This is a genomic window from Acinetobacter sp. TSRC1-2, from assembly GCF_049895885.1.
Classification (GTDB): Bacteria; Pseudomonadota; Gammaproteobacteria; order Pseudomonadales; family Moraxellaceae; genus Acinetobacter.
In genome coordinates this window covers 120,030-141,489 of record NZ_JAFCTF010000004.1, presented here as the reverse complement: position 1 = coordinate 141,489, position 21,460 = coordinate 120,030, and the positions used below count along the sequence as shown (strand labels likewise).

20 protein-coding genes are annotated in these 21,460 nt (G+C 39.8%); 9 read left to right on the top strand and 11 right to left on the bottom strand.

Annotation, left to right across the window (positions count from 1 at the left end):
• Window positions 1–89: 89 nt before the first annotated feature.
• From ACP69Y_RS06425 to ACP69Y_RS06415, 3 genes are read left to right on the top strand one after another with little or no spacing between them, the layout of a single operon-like run.
• Window positions 90–1,757, top strand: a complete 1,668-nt coding sequence (locus ACP69Y_RS06425; protein ID WP_425917160.1) for a phosphoethanolamine transferase — start codon at window positions 90–92, stop codon at window positions 1,755–1,757.
• Between the two features lie 9 nt (window positions 1,758–1,766).
• Entirely contained in the window at window positions 1,767–2,444 is a 678-nt protein-coding gene (locus tag ACP69Y_RS06420; protein ID WP_425917158.1) for a response regulator transcription factor, read from the top strand.
• Window positions 2,445–2,456: 12 nt separating this feature from the next.
• Window positions 2,457–3,779 (top strand): ATP-binding protein, encoded by a 1,323-nt coding sequence (locus ACP69Y_RS06415; protein ID WP_425917156.1) that lies wholly within the window; start codon window positions 2,457–2,459, stop codon window positions 3,777–3,779.
• A gap of 7 nt (window positions 3,780–3,786) precedes the next feature.
• Here ACP69Y_RS06415 and ACP69Y_RS06410 read toward each other — a convergent pair whose 3' ends face one another.
• On the bottom strand, window positions 3,787–4,473 hold the full coding sequence (locus tag ACP69Y_RS06410; protein ID WP_425917154.1) for a phosphatase PAP2 family protein: 687 nt from the start codon (window positions 4,471–4,473) through the stop codon (window positions 3,787–3,789).
• 214 nt (window positions 4,474–4,687) lie between these two features.
• On the opposite strand from ACP69Y_RS06410, the gene ACP69Y_RS06405 reads away from it, so the two are divergent.
• Window positions 4,688–5,374: an HAD family hydrolase gene (locus ACP69Y_RS06405; protein WP_425917152.1), complete on the top strand. Its 687-nt coding sequence runs from the start codon at window positions 4,688–4,690 to the stop codon at window positions 5,372–5,374.
• Between the two features lie 140 nt (window positions 5,375–5,514).
• On the opposite strand, the gene ACP69Y_RS06400 is transcribed toward ACP69Y_RS06405, so the two are convergent.
• A complete protein-coding gene (locus tag ACP69Y_RS06400) occupies window positions 5,515–6,702 on the bottom strand; it encodes an ammonium transporter (protein ID WP_425917150.1) in 1,188 nt (395 codons plus the stop codon).
• A gap of 604 nt (window positions 6,703–7,306) precedes the next feature.
• Here ACP69Y_RS06400 and ACP69Y_RS06395 point away from each other — a divergent pair.
• Window positions 7,307–8,044: a carbonic anhydrase gene (locus ACP69Y_RS06395; RefSeq protein ID WP_425917148.1), complete on the top strand. Its 738-nt coding sequence runs from the start codon at window positions 7,307–7,309 to the stop codon at window positions 8,042–8,044.
• A 57-nt stretch (window positions 8,045–8,101) separates the two neighbouring features.
• Here ACP69Y_RS06395 and ACP69Y_RS06390 read toward each other — a convergent pair whose 3' ends face one another.
• The 5 genes from ACP69Y_RS06390 to ACP69Y_RS06370 form a co-directional block, all read right to left on the bottom strand.
• Complete coding sequence (locus ACP69Y_RS06390) at window positions 8,102–8,827, bottom strand: amino acid ABC transporter ATP-binding protein (protein WP_425917283.1); 726 nt, start codon at window positions 8,825–8,827, stop codon at window positions 8,102–8,104.
• Window positions 8,828–8,841: 14 nt separating this feature from the next.
• Entirely contained in the window at window positions 8,842–9,525 is a 684-nt protein-coding gene (locus ACP69Y_RS06385) for an ABC transporter permease subunit (protein WP_425917146.1), read from the bottom strand.
• Window positions 9,525–10,268 carry an amino acid ABC transporter permease gene (locus ACP69Y_RS06380; protein ID WP_425917144.1) on the bottom strand — a complete coding sequence of 248 codons (744 nt, stop codon included), beginning with the start codon at window positions 10,266–10,268 and terminating at the stop codon, window positions 9,525–9,527. The genes ACP69Y_RS06385 and ACP69Y_RS06380 overlap by 1 nt, the downstream gene beginning before the upstream one ends.
• 69 nt (window positions 10,269–10,337) lie before the next feature.
• The gene (locus tag ACP69Y_RS06375) at window positions 10,338–11,288 is read right to left on the bottom strand and encodes a transporter substrate-binding domain-containing protein (protein WP_425917142.1); all 951 of its coding nucleotides are present in this window, start codon (window positions 11,286–11,288) and stop codon (window positions 10,338–10,340) included.
• Window positions 11,289–11,624: 336 nt separating this feature from the next.
• Window positions 11,625–12,302 carry a DUF421 domain-containing protein gene (locus tag ACP69Y_RS06370; protein WP_425917140.1) on the bottom strand — a complete coding sequence of 226 codons (678 nt, stop codon included), beginning with the start codon at window positions 12,300–12,302 and terminating at the stop codon, window positions 11,625–11,627.
• A 266-nt stretch (window positions 12,303–12,568) separates the two neighbouring features.
• Between ACP69Y_RS06370 and ACP69Y_RS06365 the strand changes: the two genes are divergently transcribed.
• Window positions 12,569–13,618 (top strand): molecular chaperone DnaJ, encoded by a 1,050-nt coding sequence (locus ACP69Y_RS06365; RefSeq protein WP_425917138.1) that lies wholly within the window; start codon window positions 12,569–12,571, stop codon window positions 13,616–13,618.
• Between the two features lie 179 nt (window positions 13,619–13,797).
• The gene (locus ACP69Y_RS06360; protein ID WP_425917136.1) at window positions 13,798–14,172 is read left to right on the top strand and encodes an endonuclease domain-containing protein; all 375 of its coding nucleotides are present in this window, start codon (window positions 13,798–13,800) and stop codon (window positions 14,170–14,172) included.
• A gap of 90 nt (window positions 14,173–14,262) precedes the next feature.
• Here the strand turns inward: ACP69Y_RS06360 and ACP69Y_RS06355 are convergent, their stop codons facing one another.
• The gene (locus ACP69Y_RS06355; RefSeq protein ID WP_425917134.1) at window positions 14,263–15,714 is read right to left on the bottom strand and encodes an SIR2 family protein; all 1,452 of its coding nucleotides are present in this window, start codon (window positions 15,712–15,714) and stop codon (window positions 14,263–14,265) included.
• A gap of 61 nt (window positions 15,715–15,775) precedes the next feature.
• Window positions 15,776–18,667 (bottom strand): valine--tRNA ligase, encoded by a 2,892-nt coding sequence (locus ACP69Y_RS06350; protein ID WP_425917132.1) that lies wholly within the window; start codon window positions 18,665–18,667, stop codon window positions 15,776–15,778.
• A gap of 182 nt (window positions 18,668–18,849) precedes the next feature.
• Here ACP69Y_RS06350 and ACP69Y_RS06345 point away from each other — a divergent pair, with 182 nt between their 5' ends.
• Complete coding sequence (locus ACP69Y_RS06345; protein WP_425917130.1) at window positions 18,850–19,512, top strand: hypothetical protein; 663 nt, start codon at window positions 18,850–18,852, stop codon at window positions 19,510–19,512.
• 65 nt (window positions 19,513–19,577) lie between these two features.
• Window positions 19,578–20,384 (top strand): SDR family oxidoreductase, encoded by an 807-nt coding sequence (locus ACP69Y_RS06340; RefSeq protein WP_425917129.1) that lies wholly within the window; start codon window positions 19,578–19,580, stop codon window positions 20,382–20,384.
• Between the two features lie 242 nt (window positions 20,385–20,626).
• Here ACP69Y_RS06340 and ACP69Y_RS06335 read toward each other — a convergent pair whose 3' ends face one another.
• Together ACP69Y_RS06335 and ACP69Y_RS06330 are read right to left on the bottom strand one after the other, a co-directional pair.
• Window positions 20,627–21,061, bottom strand: a complete 435-nt coding sequence (locus tag ACP69Y_RS06335) for a YbjQ family protein (RefSeq protein WP_425917128.1) — start codon at window positions 21,059–21,061, stop codon at window positions 20,627–20,629.
• Window positions 21,062–21,064: 3 nt separating this feature from the next.
• Entirely contained in the window at window positions 21,065–21,421 is a 357-nt protein-coding gene (locus ACP69Y_RS06330) for a YbjQ family protein (protein ID WP_425917126.1), read from the bottom strand.
• Window positions 21,422–21,460 lie beyond the last annotated feature (39 nt).

Genomic DNA, 21,460 nt, shown 5'->3' with positions numbered 1-21,460 from the left:
GGTGATATTTAGATCGCCTTTTTTTATTTAAGTGAGTTTTAAGTTTGGCACTTTAGATTAAGACATCAGTAAAAGATTAGTCAGCAAGCATGTCAAATATAATCAGTCCAATACGAAATAAGATAAAGCCGATTTCATTAAGCCAGTTTAATTTATTGCTGGCAATTTGGTTGGGTGTGGTTCTTAATTTTGCTTTTTTTCAAAAAATACAAAATTTAACGCCTTATCAAGGTCCTAAAGCCTATTTATTCTTAATGGCAACCGTATTGGTGATTGTTGCAGCCTATAACTTCATTTTTCAACTGATCCAATGGAAATGGAATGCAAAAATATTTGCTTATGTGTTGCTTTTCATTGGCGGTTTTACTGCATATTTTGTGAATAGTCTGGGCGTGGTGATTTCACCTGAACAAGTTCAGAATATGATGCAAACCGATGCACGTGAAGTCCGGGGCTTATTGTCTTTACGATTTGTACTGTGGACAGTGGTCTTTGTGATCTGTCCGCTCATTTTGGTTGCTTTGGTTCGTATCAAGCCTGAAGTTTTGTTATCTAAAGTCACTAAAAAACTCATCAATAGCATCGTTTCATTGTTATTGGTGGGCGGATTATTATTTCTCTTCTATGTGGATTATGCAGCGATTTTTCGTGAACATCGTGATTTAAAAGGCATGATTTCTCCACAAAATACCATCTCATCAACACTCTCTTATTATCATAAATCTAAACCTGCGCAGAATTTGCCTTTAGTGACCTATGGTGATGATGCCCATTTGATTGACCCGGTAAGTCAGCAGCATAAACCGAAATTGATGGTCTTGGTGGTCGGTGAAACCGCGCGTGCAGAAAGTTTTTCTTTAAATGGCTATGCTAAAAATACCAATCCTGAACTCTCTAAACTGGATATCATTAATTTTAATCAGGTCAGTTCATGCGGTACGGCAACAGCAGTTTCAGTACCTTGTATGTTCTCCGGGATGCCTCGTTCAGATTATGATGCACAACTTGCCAGTCACCGTGAAGGGCTACTCGATATTGCACAGCGAGCAGGTTACAAAGTCACCTGGATAGACAACAATTCAGGTTGTAAAGGGACGTGTAACCGAGTGGAACAGTATCAAATTCCACAACAGTTAAAAGACAAATGGTGTGCCAAAGATGGGGATTGTTATGATGAGATTTTGGTGGATAGTTTAAAAGCCTATCTTGCGGCTATTCCTGAAGCTGACAAAACCCCACGTTTAATTGTTATACATCAAATGGGAAGTCATGGACCTGCTTATTACCAGCGTTCAACACAGAAATTCCAACCGTTTAAACCCAGCTGTAATACCAATGCAATTCAAGGTTGTAGTAGTACAGAATTATTGAACAGTTATGATAATTCGATTGTATATACCGACCATGTTTTAAGCTCGCTCATTCAGGTGTTAAAAGGCAATAACACCCATCAAACTGGCTTCTGGTATTTATCTGATCATGGTGAATCGACAGGGGAACATGGTTTATATTTACATGGCTCACCGTATGCCATTGCACCAACGCAACAAACCCATATTCCAATGCTGATGTGGTTTTCACCGGAATGGACTCAACACAATTCTGCACAAATCACTTGCTTAGCCAAGCAAAAAAGCAAAGAATTGAGCCAAGATAACTTGTTCCCAAGTCTACTCAGTTTGTTGGATGTTAAAACCCAGGTTATTGATGAACAGAATAATATGTTGCAGCAATGTGAATCAAAAAAGAAAGTATGAGTTTAAGGCATGACTAAAATATTAATGATTGAAGATGATTTTATGATTGCTGAATCCAGCATGACGTTGTTGAAATACCAGCAATTTGATGTGGAGTGGGTCAACAATGGGATTGATGGTTTGAAAAAACTGACCCAGGAAAAGTTTGATATTGTTTTGCTCGACCTTGGTTTGCCGATGATGGATGGTATGCAAGTGTTAAAACAGATTCGTCAGCAGTGGCCCGCTTTGCCTGTACTGATTATTTCCGCACGTGATCAATTACAAAACCGTGTAGATGGATTGAACCATGGCGCAGATGACTATTTGATTAAGCCCTATGAGTTTGATGAATTGTTGGCGCGCATTCATGCTTTGTTACGTCGTAGCGGTGCTGAATCAGCACTGCAAGACAGTCTAAAAATTTTAAGTTATGGTGATTTGGTTCTGGATGTCGAACAGCATATTGCCAAGTTCAAAGGACAATATATTGATCTCTCCAATCGTGAATGGGCGATTTTAACTCCTTTGGTCAGTCATCCGAACAAGATTTTTTCTAAAGCCAATTTAGAAGATAAGTTATATGATCTGGATAGCGAAGTAAGTAGTAATACTATTGAGGTCTATGTGCATCATTTGCGTGCCAAACTGGGCAAAGATTTCATTCGCACCATTCGTGGTTTAGGCTATCGACTCGGACAACTATAAGGTTAGCATTTGGTGCAGTCACAGTATTCATTAAGAAAACGCCTGATTATTTATATTTCTGTTTTTAGTATTGCCTTGGGTTGCCTGCTGATTTTTTCTGCTTACCGGATTGCGCTACAAGAAATTAATGAAGTTTTAGATGCGCAGATGCAAAATTTGGCAGAACGCGTCGCGGCTCATGATCCTGAACCGGTTAAAAGCCAGTTTGATCCATCCAAGCATTATCACGAAGAAGATTTGTTTGTTGATGTGTGGTCTTATGCACGTAAAGAACATAAAACCCATGCTTTAAATTTGTTGATCCATCCTGTTCATAAAGCGGGATTTTACACCCACAAAACCGCACAAGACATTTGGCATACTTATGTTTTACCTTTAGAACATTATCAGGTTCAGGTCAGCCAGCAGCAATCGACACGGCAGCGTTTAGCACTCGAGCTTGCTGGAAGCATGTTTATTCCTTATTTGCTGTTTATGCCTTTTGTGATTTGGGGACTAAGCTGGATTATTAGTCGCAGTTTACAACCACTTGATGATTTTAAAGCGGAATTGGCACAGCGCGATTCAGACGAACTAAGTGCAATACAACTCAATGATTATCCTGTGGAAATTGTTCCTACCATTACCGAAATGAATCATTTGTTTGAGCGTATTTTACATTCGCAACAGGAACAGCGACAGTTTATTGCCGATGCTGCACATGAGTTACGCACACCCATCACTGCATTAAATTTACAAATGCAAATTCTGTTAAAACAATTTCCAGAAGATCATGATTTACAGAATTTGAGTAAAGGATTAATCCGCATTCAACATTTGGTTAGCCAGTTACTCAATCTGGCAAAACAAGATACTTCAATTCTGGAGGTGGAAACCAAACAGCAGTTTTTACTCAATCAGGTCGCGGTAAATTGTGTGGAGCAGTTGATTCATTTAGCGATGCAAAAAGAAATTGATTTGGGGATGGAGCGCCAGGAAGAGATACTGCTAAATAGCCAGGAATCTGCGGTGCATTCGATTATTTTTAACCTGATTGATAACGCGATTAAATACACGCCGAATCAAGGAGTGATTAACGTTTCTGTATTTGAACAAGAGGGTTTTGCCATGGTTCAAGTCGAAGATAGTGGCCCGGGGATAGCCCCCGAGTTACATCAGCAGATTCTGAAACGTTTTTATCGGATTCATCATCATTTAGAAATGGGTAGCGGTTTAGGGCTTTCTATTGTCGATAAAGCTACGGAACGATTAGGGGGCCGTATTTCTTTCTCAATAAGTGCCAGTCTGGGGGGATTACAAGTGAATGTGCAATTGCCACTGGTCAAGCAGATTTAAAAACCCATTACTTTTGAGACGAGGGAGCAATGGTAAAATGCTTGTAATTGAAAAAGTAAAAAACCACATTGACCAGCCAGATAACCCATGCTGTCCATAGATTGTGACTGAGAAAATGCGCTCCACGCATCATCTGGGCCCAGCCCATAGCAAAACCTAAAATACACCCCGAGACCAGAAAAAAGTATGCGCGCTTTTTATTGGATAGGCGAAACACAGCGTAACCTGCCATGAGCGCAAAACCGATAGATGCATGCCCACCTGGGAAACAATGCCCTTTAGTGGCTGAAAAATTCCAAAAGAAGCCTTGAGATGTAGGAATTGTGATATTCCAAGGACAGGCATGAGCGGATTGAGACTTTAACAGTCCAATGATTGAGGTTGATAGAATCACCATGCCGAAAAAATAACCATAGCTCCAGCGTAACGGTCTTAACTTTTCAACTTTAAAAGAGGCCAGCCAGATGATAAAAAAAATGATATAGACCAAAATGATCAGATCTTTGACATAACGGTGATTCAGTTCCGCTAAATACCAGTTATCTCGCAGCAAGAATTGTCCAGACTCACTTATCCAAGGATGAATCAGTGCAAGATCGAGTGATCCACCGATAGGAAAAAACACCCAAAGCATGCAAAAACTAATGACCAGAAAACAGCCTTGATAAAGGATGAAGCGTTGCTTGTCGTGCATAAAAAAAGATCGATTGATTTTATTTGCGCTATTACAGCAACAAAAACTTAATTTAGACTTAAGTAATGGCGACAGAGATGCTCTAATCACCTAGAAAGTTATGTGCGGATGGACAATAACCTTGTGCTGAATCGTAATAAACCTGTCAAGGAAACAGCTTAAGCATGCATGTCTTCGGTGCTACATTAGTCTACAAGATTTGTGAGGTATTAAAATGACGATTCGTGCTGTTTTATTTGATCTGGATAATACCTTAACCCATCGTGATCAAAGTATCTTGGCGTATAGTCAACATTTGGCTCATACATATCAGCAGCAATTACAGCATGATCAGATTAGTCAAATTCAGTCGATTATTCGCCGTATTGATAATGGCGGCTATCCTAAAAAAGAGTTGCTTACCCATCCGAGTATTGCGGCTTCCGTGGCCTATGCACTACAGCAAGAACTGAACTGGAACAGTTTTCCTGAACTGGATGAACTAACTCAATTCTGGTTTCAGCAATTTGGATTATCTGCGGTTGCCATGCCAGGCGCGAATCATTTATTAGCAGAGTTAAAACAGCAAGGTTATAAACTGGCAGTGGTTTCCAATGGTGGACATGCTACCCGTTTAACCATTTTGCAAGGCTTGGGTTTTAGCCATTATTTTGATGAAATTATCAGTTCTGAACTGGTCGGGATCAGCAAACCGAATCCTGAAATTTTTCTGCATACCAGTCATCAATTGGATGTTGCCCCAAAAAATTGTCTTTTTATTGGCGATCATCCAGTCAATGATATACAAGGCGCAACTCAAGCCGGGATGAAGGCTTTATGGCTGCAGGGTTTTCATGAGATCGAAGCGCATAAACCCATCAATACAATTCAAAATTTAGCTGAAATTAAACAATATTTATAAGGATCATTGTTACTTATGTATTTTCAGAAATAGAAGTGACATTGATATAGATAAAAAAAAGCGACCCTTTTGAGTCGCGCTGAAAATCGTAATCAAGTTTTAAAATTCAGGTTTTAAAAGTCAGGTTTAAAATTTAAGCCTTAAAATAGGGTGTCTTCTGAATTGGCTGAAATTTTGTGAATCGATAAGTCCGCACCACGAAATTCATCTTCTTGGGATAAGCGGATACCCATGGTGATTTTAAGGGCACCGTAAACCAGAAAGCCACCAGTAAGTGCAATGCAGATTGCGAGAAATGTACCAATCATTTGCGAAATCATGGAAACGTTGCCTAGGCCGCCTAACCATTGTTGTCCGAAAATACCTACGGCTAAGCCACCAAATGTTCCGCATACGCCGTGCAATGGCCAAACCCCCAAGACGTCATCGACTTTAAGTTTATTTTGGGTATAGGTAAAGAGTTTCACGAAAATCACCCCTGCAACTGCTCCAATAATAAGTGCTCCGACCGGGTGCACCACATCAGAACCTGCACAGATGGCCACTAAGCCCGCCAAAGGACCATTGTGTAAAAAGCCCGGGTCATTTTTACCCATAAAGTTGGCAGCCAGTGTTCCACCGACCATCGCCATGAGCGAATTAATTGCCACCAGTCCTGAAATGGCATCCAGACGTTGTGCACTCATTACGTTAAAACCAAACCAGCCCACGATTAAGATCCAGGAACCCAAAGCCAGAAAAGGAATGGAAGAAGGGGGATGTGCACTTACTCGGCCATCTTTTTTATAACGTCCATAACGCGCACCCAGTAAAAGGACCGCCACTAAAGCAATCCATCCCCCCATGGCATGCACCACCACAGAACCGGCAAAGTCATGAAAACTTGCACCAAATGTGCTTGCTAACCATTTTTGCAGTCCTAAATTACCATTCCAGGCAATGCCTTCAAAGAAAGGATAGATCAAGGCAACCAATAATAAGGTGGCAATCGCTTGGGAACGCATTTTGGCACGTTCGGCAATACCACCAGAAATAATGGCAGGAATAGCCGCAGCAAAAGTCAGCAGGAAGAAACAGCGCATCAGGTTATAGCCATGATCTGCAGCTAAGGTCGTACCAATATGGAAAAAATGTTGTCCATACGCAATATAGTAGCCAACAAAAAAATAGGCGATAGCTGAAATAGAAAAATCGGTCAGAATTTTACTCAGCGCATTGACCTGATTTTTATGTCGGACTGTACCCAGCTCCAAAAATGCAAAACCTGCATGCATGGCTAAAACTAAAACTGCACCAAGAAGGAGAAAGAGTAAATCTATATTTTGCATATTTTAGCCCCATTTTAGTGCTGTTTTTCACAAAAAGAAGATCAGTATATCGAGGCGTAGAATTTGAGAAAGATGTTTGAAAGAGGGAAATTTTGATCATTGATGCCAAAAAATGATCAAGACTCGATATAAAGCAAAGTGTTGCTTTAGTAACCAATATTTGTTTCATTATGGTGCGCTTTTTTATTCTAAAATTATAAATAAATATATGATAATTAAGTTAAATTTTTAGTTTACTTTTTTCTGGTTTTTAACTTTGAATTCATGGCACTGAATAGTGGCAAAGGGTATTGATCTAAAATATTAAAAATAATTTCAAGTTAAAAGAATAAAATGCATTTTGATGAAGCGATTTTAGATAATTTTACAATCAATTATAGGGCATTATGAAAAAATCGTTCTTATTCGGAATTCAATTGCAGAGAGCCGAAGCTAAAAATAAAATAAAAAATGAATTGAGCTTAATTTTTAACTCTAAATCAGGTGAATGATTAATTAATATTGGATACAAAACCTATAATGAATTGGTAGCTTTAGTTTTGATATCGCAGTTGCAACCCTAGAAGATAAGTGCTCATTTTATATTATATTTTAGGGCTCAAAAATGAAGCGGAGTATGCTTGCGGTAGTGGCACTGGTAAGTTTTAATTATTCATTTGCAGCAGAAGGCAGCCAGTTTGACTGGAGTTATGCACAACAGACTGCACCGGCACAATGGGGCAAGATTAAACCTGAATATCAAGCCTGTGAAGGGCTAAATCAAGCACCGATTAATATTGATCAAACCATATCAGCAAAACTGCCTGCTTTAAAATTAAGTTACAGCTCAAAAGCGGATACGATTATCAATAATAATCGGACCGTGCAAATTAATTTTGCTGAGGGTAGTACCCTTGAATTAGAGCACAAAGTTTTTCATCTGAAACAATTTCATTTGCATAGTCCAAGCGAAAACACCATTAAAGGAAAAAGCTTTGCCATGGAAATGCATTTGGTGCATGCCACTGAACAAGGCGAGTTAGCGGTAGTGGCTGTCATGTTTGATGAAGGTCAGGAAAATAAAAAGTTGAAACAACTCTGGAAAGAATTGCCGAAAAAAGCAGGCAATGCAGTACAGTTGAAACATCAAGATTTAGCTGCTGCCTTCTTACCTGAAAAATTAGATTATTATCGTTTTAATGGTTCGCTAACCACGCCACCGTGTTCAGAAGGGGTGCGCTGGATTGTGCTTAAAGATATTCAACAAGCATCAAAACAACAAATCAAGGCATTTTCAAGTTTGCTGGAACATCCGAATAACCGACCTGTACAGCCGACCAATGCACGCTTGGTGCTTGAATAATTTTTTTCCCATAAAAAAAGCAGATCATAAGATCTGCTTTTTAAAATGTTTATATGTTTAGTGCAAAATTTTATCCAGGAATTGCTGAGCGCGTTCGCCGCGCTTCGTATTAAAGAATTCATCTTTAGTACAGTCTTCCACAATTTTCCCTTGATCCATAAAAATCACCCGGTTTGCCACCTGACGCGCAAAGCCCATTTCATGCGTGACACACATCATGGTCATGCCTTCTTTGGCCAGTCCCACCATTACATCTAAAACTTCGGTAATCATTTCAGGATCAAGTGCGGAGGTGGGTTCATCAAACAGCATGGCAATCGGATCCATACTCAAGGCACGGGCAATCGCAACACGTTGTTGCTGTCCACCGGAAAGTTGTGCCGGGAATTTATCGGCCTGAGCACTCAGTCCAACACGGTCGAGATAAGCCAATCCCTTTTTCTTGGCTTCTGCTTCAGAACGCCCCAAAACTTTAATCTGGGCAATGGTTAAATTTTCAGTAATGGTTAAATGAGGAAACAGTTCAAAATGCTGAAACACCATACCGACGCGACTGCGCAATAGGTTTAAATTGGTTTTCGGGTCTTTAATGGAAATGCCGTCGACCACAATATTGCCTTGCTGGAAGGCTTCCAGACCATTCACTGTTTTAATCAGGGTCGATTTTCCCGAACCCGAAGGACCACAGACCACCACCACTTCACCTTGACGAATTTGCGTCGTGCAATCTGTGAGTACCTGAAATTTATCGTACCATTTACTCACGTTCTGAATGTCGATCATCACTTTGTTATCATTCATACGTGTAACCTTCTTTGTAATTTTTTAACAGCATACGTGGCCAAAAGACTAATGGTGAAATATACCAACCCTGCAAATAAAATGTACTGGGTCAGCAACGACATCAGGTCACCACGGACATAGTTGGTTCTGAAAAAGTCCAGTAAACCGATGGCATAGACCATGGTGGAATCCTGAAATAAGATAATGGTTTGTTGCAGCAGCAGCGGCGTCATTTTACGAAAGGCTTGCGGCAAGATGATGAGTCGCATTGATTGCCCATAACTCATGCCTAAAGCAGAAGCTGCGGCTGATTGTCCACGCGGAATCGACTGAATGCCGGCACGTACAATTTCAGAAAAGTACGCTGCTTCAAACAGCATAAAGGCCACAATACTGGAGACCAAGGCAGTATCAATGGTCAGGTAATTCCCCGTGACTGCGGTATAAATAAAAGGCACCGCAAAGTAGAACCACATCAATACCAGCAGCAAGGGAATGGAACGAAACAGGTTCACATAGCCTTGTGCAATCCAGTTAAACACTTTAATGGAAGATAAACGCATTAACGCCAAGATGGTGCCAATTAAAATTCCGCCCACGGTTGCAATACAGACCACTTTTAAAGTGATACTAAAACCATGCCATAACGCAGGACCAGACAGTTGTAAGTCATTTAAAAATGCAGAGAGCCAATCCATTATTTACCTCCTGCAATTAAACCGGGAACATATAAGCGTTTTTCCAACAGGGTCATCGCCGAGATTAAACAGACGTTAATCACAATGAAAATCACGGTTACAATGGTGTAAATTTCAATGGTATTTTGCGTGTATTCACTGATGGTTTTCATTTGGGAAATAATTTCTGCAACTCCCACCAGTGAAGCAACAGAAGTGTTTTTTACACAGTTGGTCAGCTCTGAACTGAGCGGTGGCAAAATGGTACGAAAGGACTGCGGTAAAATTACATAGCGATATAACTGAGCGGTACTAAAGCCCATGGCATAGCCGGCATTGACCTGTCCGACCGGTAAGGCTTCAATGCCTGTACGAACCTGTTCACAGACCCGTGCAGCGGTAAATAAACCCAAGCCGACACTGGCTGAAATCAGTGCTGTGGTATTGGCACCCAGGTCATTGATCCACCAGTCGCGAATAACTGCTGGCAAAAAATTGGGAACCACGTAAAACCAGATAAATAATTGAATCAGCAACGGTATATTTCGGAAAATAGTGACATAGCCTGTACCAATGGCGCGTGCAGTTTTATTCGGCAAGGTCCGCATGATGCCCAGAATACTGCCCAAAACCATGGCAATGCTCCATGCGACAAGGGCAATCACCAACAACCAGCCCAGACCCACTAAAACCCATTGCAAATAGGTACTATCACCGACCCCTGTGGATTGCCACAAAACACTCCAATTCCAACTATAATTCATAGTGACTCCACCGAAGAATCAGGTAAAAATCCATGTTTACCTGACCTTGAAAGTATGTTGTTTTAAAGTTTATTGATCGCGATCGTGCGGTGTAGCAATTAACGCTTTAAGCTGATCTGACATTTTGAAGTTTAGATTAATATTTTTTGGTGGAATCGGCTGCTGAAACCATTTTTCGTACATTTTATTGATTTCACCAGAACTATACGTGGCTTTAATCGCATCATCGACCACTTGTTTAAAGCCTGTGTCCCCTTTACGCAGCATACAGCCATAAATTTCGTGAATTGGGGCTGTCCCGACAATTTCCCACTTATTTGGATCAGCGGCTTTAGATTTTTCACCGGCAAGTAGGATGTCATCCATCATAAAGGCAGCAGCGCGTCCGTTTTGTAGCATCAAGAATGATTCAGCATGGTCTTTGGCAGAAATAATTTCCCCAATCCCGAGCTCCTGCTGATGCTGACGAATATAACGCTCAGAGGTTGTTCCTGCAGTCGTTACCAGTTTTTTGCCTTTCAGATCAGTAAAGTCTTTCACCCCAGAATTTTTGGCGGTAAGCAGACGAGAACCGACTTCAAAGAAACCCATAGAGAAATCGACTTGTTGCTGACGTTCCTTGTTGTTGGTGGTTGAACCACATTCCAAATCGACCGTGCCATTTGAAACCAGCGGAATACGATTTTGACTGGTCACCAGGTTATAGCGAATTTTCAAGTCCGGCATATTCAGTTTTTGTTTAACAGCATCTACCACTTTTAATTGCAGGTCATGTGCATAACCGACCGGTTGATTTGGATTGTCTGCAATATAAGAGAACGGAATAGAAGAATCGCGATAGCCCAGCACAATGGTGCCAGATTTTTTGATTTTATCGAGAGTACCTGAAGTGGCAGCATCGGTACTGGTTCCCGCCGCCTTTTCGCCCGATGCTGGAGCCTTATTATCACTACAAGCACTTAGGCCAAGCATGAGTGCACTTGCACAAAGTAGGGACGTTACGCTGCGTTTATGTGTCATCTATAAAACTCCTTTTTTATTTCATTATCATCAAGTGCTAAGTTGTTGGTGGAACGCCACCATTTTTTATGCAAAAGATGTTTTCTTTTATGTATATAAATACATTAGATTTCATCTTAAGCGAGTTTTGAACAATTGCTCAAGCAAAATTTTGGCAGAATTTGTTAATGATAAATATTGAGGAAATAAGCAGTTTTTAGGACAAAAGCTGTATAGCACGTGACTTTAACTGCAGCAGAAAACATGCCAGACTGAATCTAATTTCCAAACTCACGACTAAAGTTTAAGACAGCTTCATTTGAACAAAAGCTAAAATTATTTAGATGTCATGACAATTTATCTTAATATCTGGTTATTGAGCGCTTTGGCCCAACGACAACAGTTGCAACGTGAACATTGCTGATCGGGCTTGGAAATATAATCGACATAACCGCAGTACATGCAGGCATAGTAGGTTTCTGATTCTACCTGCTTAACTTCCTTATATTTTTTTGGAAAAAGGGGCAGGCCGTAACGTATTTCATCGGACTTAAAAAGTAAAATACTAAACTTGCCATCGGTTTCCAGCAAGCCAGCACGCACCTGACCCAAATGTTCGATGCCTTGCTGACGCATTTCAGCAAAGAATTCATCATGTGACATTTTACCCAGTTTAATTTTGTCCAGAACCAGCATGCCATCTTCCACAATGTATAGCGATTTTCCTTCGATCAAGTCTTCAAAAGGCTGGTATTTCATCATTAGCCAAGTGGTCAGGCGATAAAGAATAATCACGATACTCATGATCAGCAGCGCCTGAATCAGCGGCAGGTCTTCCGTGAACATGGGGTCACCGGCAATGGAGCCGAGGGATAAAATAATCGCCAGTTCGAAAATGGACAGTTGCCGAATACCACGTTTCCCGGTTAAGCGAAGAAAGATCATAATCATGCTAAACATGAGAATTACACGTATAGTGATCTCTGCGGCAAATGTCCATGTGGTGTCATGAATAAAGATACTGGCCCAATCCATGTATGTTGTTCCTTCCTGTTATTGGTTCATCATTCTTTTATACTATGCCTGAGTAGAGCAGGGTGTATGTTTATATTTAGGTAAAGAACTGCCAGTATTTTAGTAACTTACTGAACTTAAAATAATCAGGATTACGCAATAAAAAAATGAATAATCTAATAACTAAATATGCACTTTTAACTTTTGCCTAGCTCTACATTGTTTGCTCTTATCTGTCATTGAGACAGGAATATTGCTATAGTTTTTCTTTTGCTTTTTTCCTCGTTATGTCTTTCGATTTAAAAACCACTGTTCAGCCAGATGCAGAGCTTTCTCCACAACAAAAAAAGTTGAATCGTCTGATTGAAAAAATTGAACAGCAAAAAATAGACTTGGCAACTTGGGAAAAAGCACAAAACGATATTCAACAATACGCTCGTCAAACTCTTGTGCCTGTTTATAACGAATTACACACTGTGTTGTTTCAGCAGCTTGAGCAATTGTGGAAACACTTACATGGCAGTGATTTTTCAAAAGCGGAAGTCGTGCAGCTTGATGAAAAAATCCAACACCTTGCAGCATACTTAAAAGACTCAAAAGCCTTGTCAGCGCAACAAGCCAATACAGTCGAAGAAATTGAGAATTTCTACCAGCAATATGTAGAGCATATAAACGCGAAGAAAACCAAGAAAAAGCCTTTCGTTGAAACAGATTCTGGGTTTGTAAGCACTGAATCAGATGCAGATGAAACAGCGTTTGATAGCTTCGATGATTGGGACAGTACCCAGTACGAACAGCAACGAGAACAAGCCAAACTTAAAAAGCAGCAGGAGAAGCGCGAGCAAGCAGAGAAAATGGCAGAGCAATCTTTAAAAACTGTTTATTTGAAAATTGCAGCGGTGATTCATCCTGACCGTGAGCAAGACGAAATCAAAAAAATTGAAAAAACAGAAATGTTGCAACATGCCAATGCCGCTTATGAGAAGCAGGATTTGTTCTATTTGCTCAAACTGCAAATTCAGATTGAGCAGAATAGAGGGACAGCGCAAAAAGGTTTAAGTGCAGATCAAATCAAGTTTTATAAATTGGCGTTGGATGCGCAAAGTCAGCAGCTCGATAGCCAAATAGATGACATGATTGATTCACTGGTTTGGTCAGAACATGCCAAAATTGCTGTGCAAAAGTCCAAAGGAAAGGTTCAAATTTCTGACTTATATAAGCAAATTGATGCCGATACCGCAGCCATTAAACAGCAACTGAAATGGGAAAAGGAACGACTCAAATATATGAGTCGGGTGAAAGGATTGGAGATGTCGTTGGGGGATGGGGCGTTATAGGGCTTTTCTCCCTCTCCCTTTGGGAGAGGGTCGGGGTGAGGAAAGAAGTTATAAAGAAAGAAAATCAAAAGCACCTCTCCCTAACCCTCTCCTGAAAGGAGAGGGAACTTCATTAGAGAATGATTGAAGATATGGAGCATTTTTTGCTATTTTTGAAAAAATAATAAAAACGAAATCCTATGAACAAAAAGCTAGATCCCCAATTATTAGAATTCTCAAAATCCATGCGTCACTCCGCAACAGATGCAGAACATCTTATGTGGCAATTACTCCGTGCTAAACGTTTAATGAATCTGAAATTTCGCCGTCAGCATGTGATTGCACCATATATTTTGGATTTTTACTGCCATGAAATTGGCTTAGTAATCGAGCTAGATGGTGGACAGCATGGAACGGATGATGCCATTGAATATGATGCTGAACGGACAAATTTCTTAGAAGCTTTAGGCATAAAAGTAGTGCGGTATTGGAATAATGATGTGTTGAATCGGACGGATGAGGTGTTAGAAGATTTGTGGCGAAGATGTCATGAATTAAAGCAGACCTCTCCCTAACCCTCACTTGCGCTTCGTTTTTAAGCAGTGCTTTAAAACTTGCTCAGAAGAGGGAACTTCAAAAAATAGAAATTTTAAAAATTAAATTTTTTAACTAATAATATTATTGATAATTTCGTAGACTTCGTTCCTATTTTCATACCAAATTATATTTATACCTAAATCATTAAATATTTCTTCTTGGATTTTATGGTGCTTGATTAAAAAATCATTAGATAATGTGCTTAAGTCCTGAGATAGGTTTTCTTGATATTCAGTATTTGTAAATAATTTATTCTGGTTAAAGCGGCTAAGGAATGCAAAATGTTGAGGCGATGTTAAATTTTTGTTAGCAATATCAAACAATCGTCTTATATTAGGATCTTCTAGCGATAAGCCAATCATTATACAAGTATTACTATTTAATTTATTTAATTGGGTTAAGTTTGACCAATTGTATGGTTCATTATATACATTATGATAACTTTCTTCAGAAAATATAATATTATTTTTTGAGTTGAAATTGTTTTCGGCTATTAGGCCATGCACATGATATATAGGTAAATATCCTTTGATTGGACGTAATGTGCCTGAGTCAATACAGGTATGATGAATTCGTTCAGATTTTAAGAATTGTTCAATTATATCATCAAAGTTATAGGTAATAATTGAATCTAAATTTTTTAAAGATTTGATTAGTTGAATTATGCTATCTATTAATTTGGATTTAGCTTGTTTATCTTTATATAAGATATCATGGATTTCTTTTAAAAATCCGATGGATTTATTATCATCCATTTTAAAAGCTTGTTTAAGGTATCTAGCGGATAGTAAAGCTGAACTCATATTCCTAGACTGAAAAAGAGATGAAATTATTTGGATATTTTCTTCTATATTATCTGTTTTTATAGTATTTTTTAATAAAAAATTAGATAGTAAGTTAGATATTAAGTTATTCCAATTTGGTAAGCCAATACTTTGAGAAACACCAGCACCTAAAAATAATGAAAATGAATTTTCTGGATTATTTATAGAGTTTTTTAGATTTTTAATATTATTTTCTCTATTTTCTTTCCAATTGTCCTCACTTCGAAGTAGGTTATTAATTTTATTCTGAAAAATATTTTGTAGAAAAAGATAAAACTCATTTTCACTATTGAAATAACTGCATAGAAAATCTAGAAAAGAAATACCTAATATATTGGTTGAATGATTTTTTTTATTTTTTTCAAATAATTCAATTTCATTGTCATCCATTGCTGTAATTATAGTTAACCCATATAAGTAAAATCCACCTTTTCTACCATCTCTACTTTCTAGGTAGTAAGAAAACTCTAAGTTATGTAATTCGATTAAATTTAGTGAGATATCGGTAGAAATTAAATGGTTTTCATTACCTATTCTGAAAGTATATGGAAAAGTTGTTACATGGTACTCATCATATTTAAAATTATTATCACGTAAAAATTTTTTAGTTAAGCTGTTAATAACTAGTAATAAGTCTTTATAAGTTACTTTTCCAAAACGTTCTTTAATAAAATCACTGGCAAATTTAAATTTCATAATTAATAAAGGGCTGAATAATCAGCCCTTTATACACAAATTAGATCAAACTAACAACATATTAAAGTGCCGCAATCTGCTCCATATTCGCTTTAATTTTCGCTAACTGGTCAGCAAATTCTGCAAGTTTTACTTTCTCGCCTTCAACAACAGCAACAGGAGCTTTCGCAACAAAACCTTCATTTGCAAGTTTGCCTGCAATTTGGTCATGTTGCTTTTGAACTTTATCAAAGTCTTTCTGCAAACGACCCAATTCCGCTTTAGGGTCAATTAAACCCTTCATTGGAACAAATACAGACGCATGACCGACTACAGATGAAGACGACAATGGTGGTTGTTCGCCATCTGCCAGGTAAGTAATGCTTTCCACTTTCGCCAATGCTTTAAACAAAGGTTCGATACGTGAAATTTGCGCAACCTCAGTATCAGTAATGTTTTGCATCAACACCGGAAGTAAACGCGCATTACCTAAGCCCATTTCACCACGGATGTTACGTACCGCACCAATCAAACCTTGCAGCCAATGCATATCTGCTTCAGCCTGGTCATTGATGAGTGCTTGATCTGCAACAGGGTAAGCCGCAGTCATAATGGTTTCGCCGCCCAAACCAATCATTGGGGCAAGGGTTTGCCAAATTTCTTCAGTCAAATACGGCATGATTGGATGTGCAAGACGTAAAGATGCTTCCATTACCGCGAGCAATACACGACGAACTTCCGCTTTACGCTCGATTGATACATTTTCATCATTTAGAACTGGTTTAGTTAGCTCGACATACCAGTCACAGTATTCATTCCAGATGAACTCGTAAATTGCTTGTGCAGCCAAGTCTAAACGGTAGGTGGCGAATGCTTGTTGAACTGCAAGTTCCGCTTTTTGTAAACGGCTCACGATCCATTGTTCAGGCAATTCCCAAAGATCTGGACGTGCAGTTTGACCGACGGTTTGACCTTCAACATTCATCAGAACGAAACGTGTACCGTTCCAGATTTTGTTACAGAAGTTACGGTAGCCTTCAACACGTTTCATGTCGAACTTAATGTCGCGACCAGTGTTGGCAAGTGCACAGAAGGTGAAACGAACTGCATCTGTACCGTAAGACTGAATGCCTTCTGGGAATTCTTTACGGGTTGATTTTTCAATCTTCGCTGCCTGTTTCGGGTTCATCAGACCAGTCGTACGTTTTTGTACTAAAGTTTCTAAATCTACACCGTCAATCAGGTCTAAAGGATCAAGCACGTTGCCTTTAGATTTAGACATTTTCTGACCTTCGCCATCACGTACCAAACCATGTACATACACAGTTTTGAACGGAACTTGCGGCGTGCCATCTTCATTTTTCATGAAGTGCATGGTCATCATGATCATGCGGGCAACCCAGAAGAAGATGATGTCGAAACCAGTCACCAATACATCAGTTGGGTGGAAGGTATTGAGGAAATAGTTTTCCGCATCTTTTTTGGCATCGCCAGTCCAACCTAAAGTTGAGAATGTCCACAAACCAGACGAGAACCAGGTATCCAAAACGTCTTCATCTTGAGTTAATTGAACATCCGCAGCAATGCCATTTTCCGCGCGTATTTCAGCCTCAGAACGACCCACATAAATGTTGCCATCTACATCGTACCAAGCCGGAATGCGGTGACCCCACCACAATTGACGCGAGATACACCAGTCTTGAATGTTGTTCATCCAGGCCATATACATGTTGCTGTACTGTTCTGGAACGAATTTAATGTCGCCATCTTTCACCGCCTTAATTGCAGGCTCAGCCAGCGGTGCAATTTTCACATACCATTGATCCGTCAATAATGGCTCAACGATGACACCTGAACGGTCACCGCGAGGTGCTTTCAAGTCATACGGTTGAATTTGGTCTAACCAGCCCTCGCTTTCGGCTTGTTCAACCAGTTTTTTACGCGCAGCGAAACGTTCTAAACCAATATAGTCCGCAGGCGCAGGAATAGTTTTAGAAATCTGTTCGCCCGCTTTGGCAATAAATTCAAACTCAGCCAATACTTCAGCGTTTTTATTGAGGATGTTGATGATTGGCAAGTTGCAACGTTTACCCACTTCATAGTCATTGAAGTCATGCGCAGGGGTGATTTTTACACAGCCTGTACCGAAGTCTTTTTCTACATATTCGTCAGCAACCACAGGAACCAAACGACCTGAAATTGGCAGAACGATATTTTTACCGACAAGATGTGCATAACGTTCATCTTCAGGATGTACCGCAACAGCCGAGTCACCGAGCAAGGTTTCCGGACGCGTTGTTGCAACTACAAGGAAGTCATTGCCATCTTTGGTGCGAAGGTCTTTATCTTCAAAGAAATATTTAAAGTGCCAGAGTGAACCTTTTTCTTCTACTGATTCAACTTCAAGGTCAGACAGGGCAGTTTGCAGTTTAGGATCCCAGTTCACCAGGCGTTTACCACGGTAAATCAAACCTTCTTTATGTAAACGTACGAATACTTCTTTTACTGCATTGGATAAACCTTCATCCATGGTAAAACGTTCACGTGACCAGTCTACAGATGAACCCAAGCGGCGAATCTGGTTGGTAATGTTACCGCCAGACTTCTCTTTCCATTCCCAAATTTTGTCGATGAATTTTTCACGGCCCAGATCATGACGGCTGATATCTTGTGCAGCCAATTGACGTTCTACCACCATTTGGGTTGCGATACCTGCATGGTCAGTCCCCGGCTGCCAAAGCGTATTTTTGCCAGACATACGGTTATAACGGGTTAACGCATCCATAATGGCATTGTTAAAACCATGACCCATGTGCAAGCTACCAGTGACGTTTGGCGGCGGAATCATGATGCAGAACGATTCGCCCTTCTGAGACGGCTTAAAGTAGCCTTTCTCTTCCCAGGTTTGGTACCATTTTTTCTCGATCTCGGTAGGATCGTATGTCGTAGCAATATTTTGCGCAGAATCAGTCATAGTCAGAACAGATCAAAAGTGAATAAAAAATTAGGACTATTGTAGCAAAAAAATTATGGAATTAGGCAGGTTCACCAAATGCAAACTTTATGCAATTGGCATACACTGAATATGATCTTATGATAAGACTTGAATAAAAACAGCATGACTGGTCGCAGAACAATTCTAAAAAGGACATTATTATGAACTATTTAATTTCTTTAAAATTAACCCGAGAAACCCATCAGCGTTTTCAGCAGATTCATCAGCAATTGAATCAAGGTGAAACTCAAAGTTTAGCCAAGCCTTTAGGCGAGGTGCTGGCCGATATTTCCTGTGAAATTGTTGATCAGGTTTTTGGTGAAATTGCGCGGTTATCGACTTCGGCTGATCGAGAATCCGAAAAAATGGTCCAACAAATTTTAGATACCGTACGCAAATATATGCCATGGTCGGTTTCATTCTTTGGCAATGATCGCTTGGTCCCGATGGTAAATTATCTGAAAGATAGGGCCTATGAGAAAAATGGTCAAAATTATATTTCTTATAGTGTGGATCATGTCTTGGTGGTGGAATTGCTGGAATGTGTAGAGCAAATGAAAGACGGCAATACGCATTATGTTTCGCCAGGCTTAAAAGCATTTACCCAGTTGGTCGATCAAGGGGTGACCAGTCTGGTTCGTGAACCTAAAAACATATTGAAATTCAATTTGGTGGTCGATAAAACCTTAAATGGCGTGATTCATTTGACTACACAGATGGGTTATAAGCGTTTAGAAAGGCTGGGTACACACTACGATTCGCAACTGACGCATCGTTATTTTGATCATTTTCTGATGTTTTTAAATCACGAGCAAAAACATTAATAAGGTATCAATGCATTAAGCTATCAACACATTATCAATCTATAAGTGCAATTAGGAACAACAAGATGGCGAAGCAGGGCAGTTTAGACAATAAAGTGGTATGGATTACGGGTGCATCTTCAGGTTTGGGTAAGGCACTTGCACAAGAATGTGCCTCACAAGGGGCACAGATTGTACTCACCGCTCGTCGTATGGATGAACTGGAAAATGTTCGTCAAAGTTTAGTTAGTCCAGATCGACATATTTGTATCAGTGCCGATATTACTGATGAAAATCAAGTTCGCCATGCATATGAACAAGTTTTAAATCAAAAAGGGCGTATTGATTGGCTGATCAATAATGCGGGTTTAAGTCAGCGCGCCTTAATTGCCGACACCACCATGCAAACTGAACGTGCCATTATGGAAGTGGATTATTTTTCTCAGGTATTTCTCACTAAAACCGTTTTACCGACTTTCTTAAAACAAAAATCAGGTCGAATTGCATTTGTTTCCAGTGTTGCAGGTTTATTGGGTACGCAATACCGTGCCAGCTATTCGGCAGCCAAAGCCGCGATTCATATGTGGGCAAACAGCTTAAGAGCAGAAGTGGCGGATAAAGGCGTGGGTGTTTCGGTTATTTTCCCCGGTTTTGTTAAAACCAATGTGTCATTCAATGCCTTAAATGGCGAAGGCAAAGCACAAGGCCATCAAGATGAAGCGATTGAAAATGGCTTGCAACCTGAGGAATTTGCTAAAACTGTAGTCAAATCTCTATTGAATGATGAAGAATATATTGTCGTTGGTGGTACTAAAGAAAAACTTGGCGTTTTAGTTTCACGTTTATCTCCACCCCTACTTTATAAAATGATTCGCAAGATGAAAGTGAAGTAAGTAAAGCTCCCTTCTTTTTAAAGGAGGGTTGGGGAGGATTAAAGAGGGAAAGTATCTATTATTTAAATGAGAATCCCCCTCTTACGCACTCGAAACATATTTCGAGGATGCTCACCTTTTGAAAAGGGGGGACTTTCTTTCTCTCTTTTTTATTAAAGAGGAGAGAAGGAAATGAAAAAAATCTCTCCCTTAAGGTAGCTGTGCTTGTCACCTTTTTAAAGGAGTGGCTTTCTCCAATTTACTTAACCTTGGATTGCCGTGCCATAAGCAAACACTTCGACCATCCCGCCTTGCATGCCCAGTTCAGTGGTGCTTAAACGCAAGCCCATAATATGGGACGCGCCCATTTTTTCCGCTTCCAGCTTTAAACGCACAATTGCTTCACGTCGAGCACGTTCAACCACACTTTCATAACTGGTCAAACGTCCACCGAAAAAGTTCTGAATATTGGCAATCACATATTTGAAGTAATCATGTGAGATCACTACATTGCTACTCACCAATTGCCCATCATGAGGTGAAGTTTTAAAGCGGCTATTATCCAGAGTGATATAAGCCAGCCGATGTTCTTGTTCATCCAGTTTATTTAAATGCTTTCTTTCGGTATGGCGACCGAAGCCCCAGCCTATGGCAAATAAAATCACAAAGATGACAATTTTTAATATCAAGGCATCCATGGCTTAGCCTTGAACCGGGAAGGGGTCAGGCAAGTGTTGTGCATTTGGTTCAACTACCACCGCAGTACCATAAACAAAAAGTTCAGAAGCACCTTGGGCAATATTTGAGGTTGAGAAACGGATACCCACCACCGCGTTTGCACCGATTGATTTTGCTTTCTCAATCATACGACTCATGGCTTCCTGGCGTGACTCTTCAAGTAGTTCTGTATACGCTGTAAGTTCACCACCGACAATATTTTTTAAGCCGGCAAGTAGGTCACGTCCCACATGTTTACTGCGAACGGTGCTGCCATATACCACATCAATTTGGCGGATAATGGTATGACCCGGAACAGATTCTAGATTACTTAAAAGCATTTTTTAGTATTCAAATAAAAGAAGTTGTACTGAAGATAG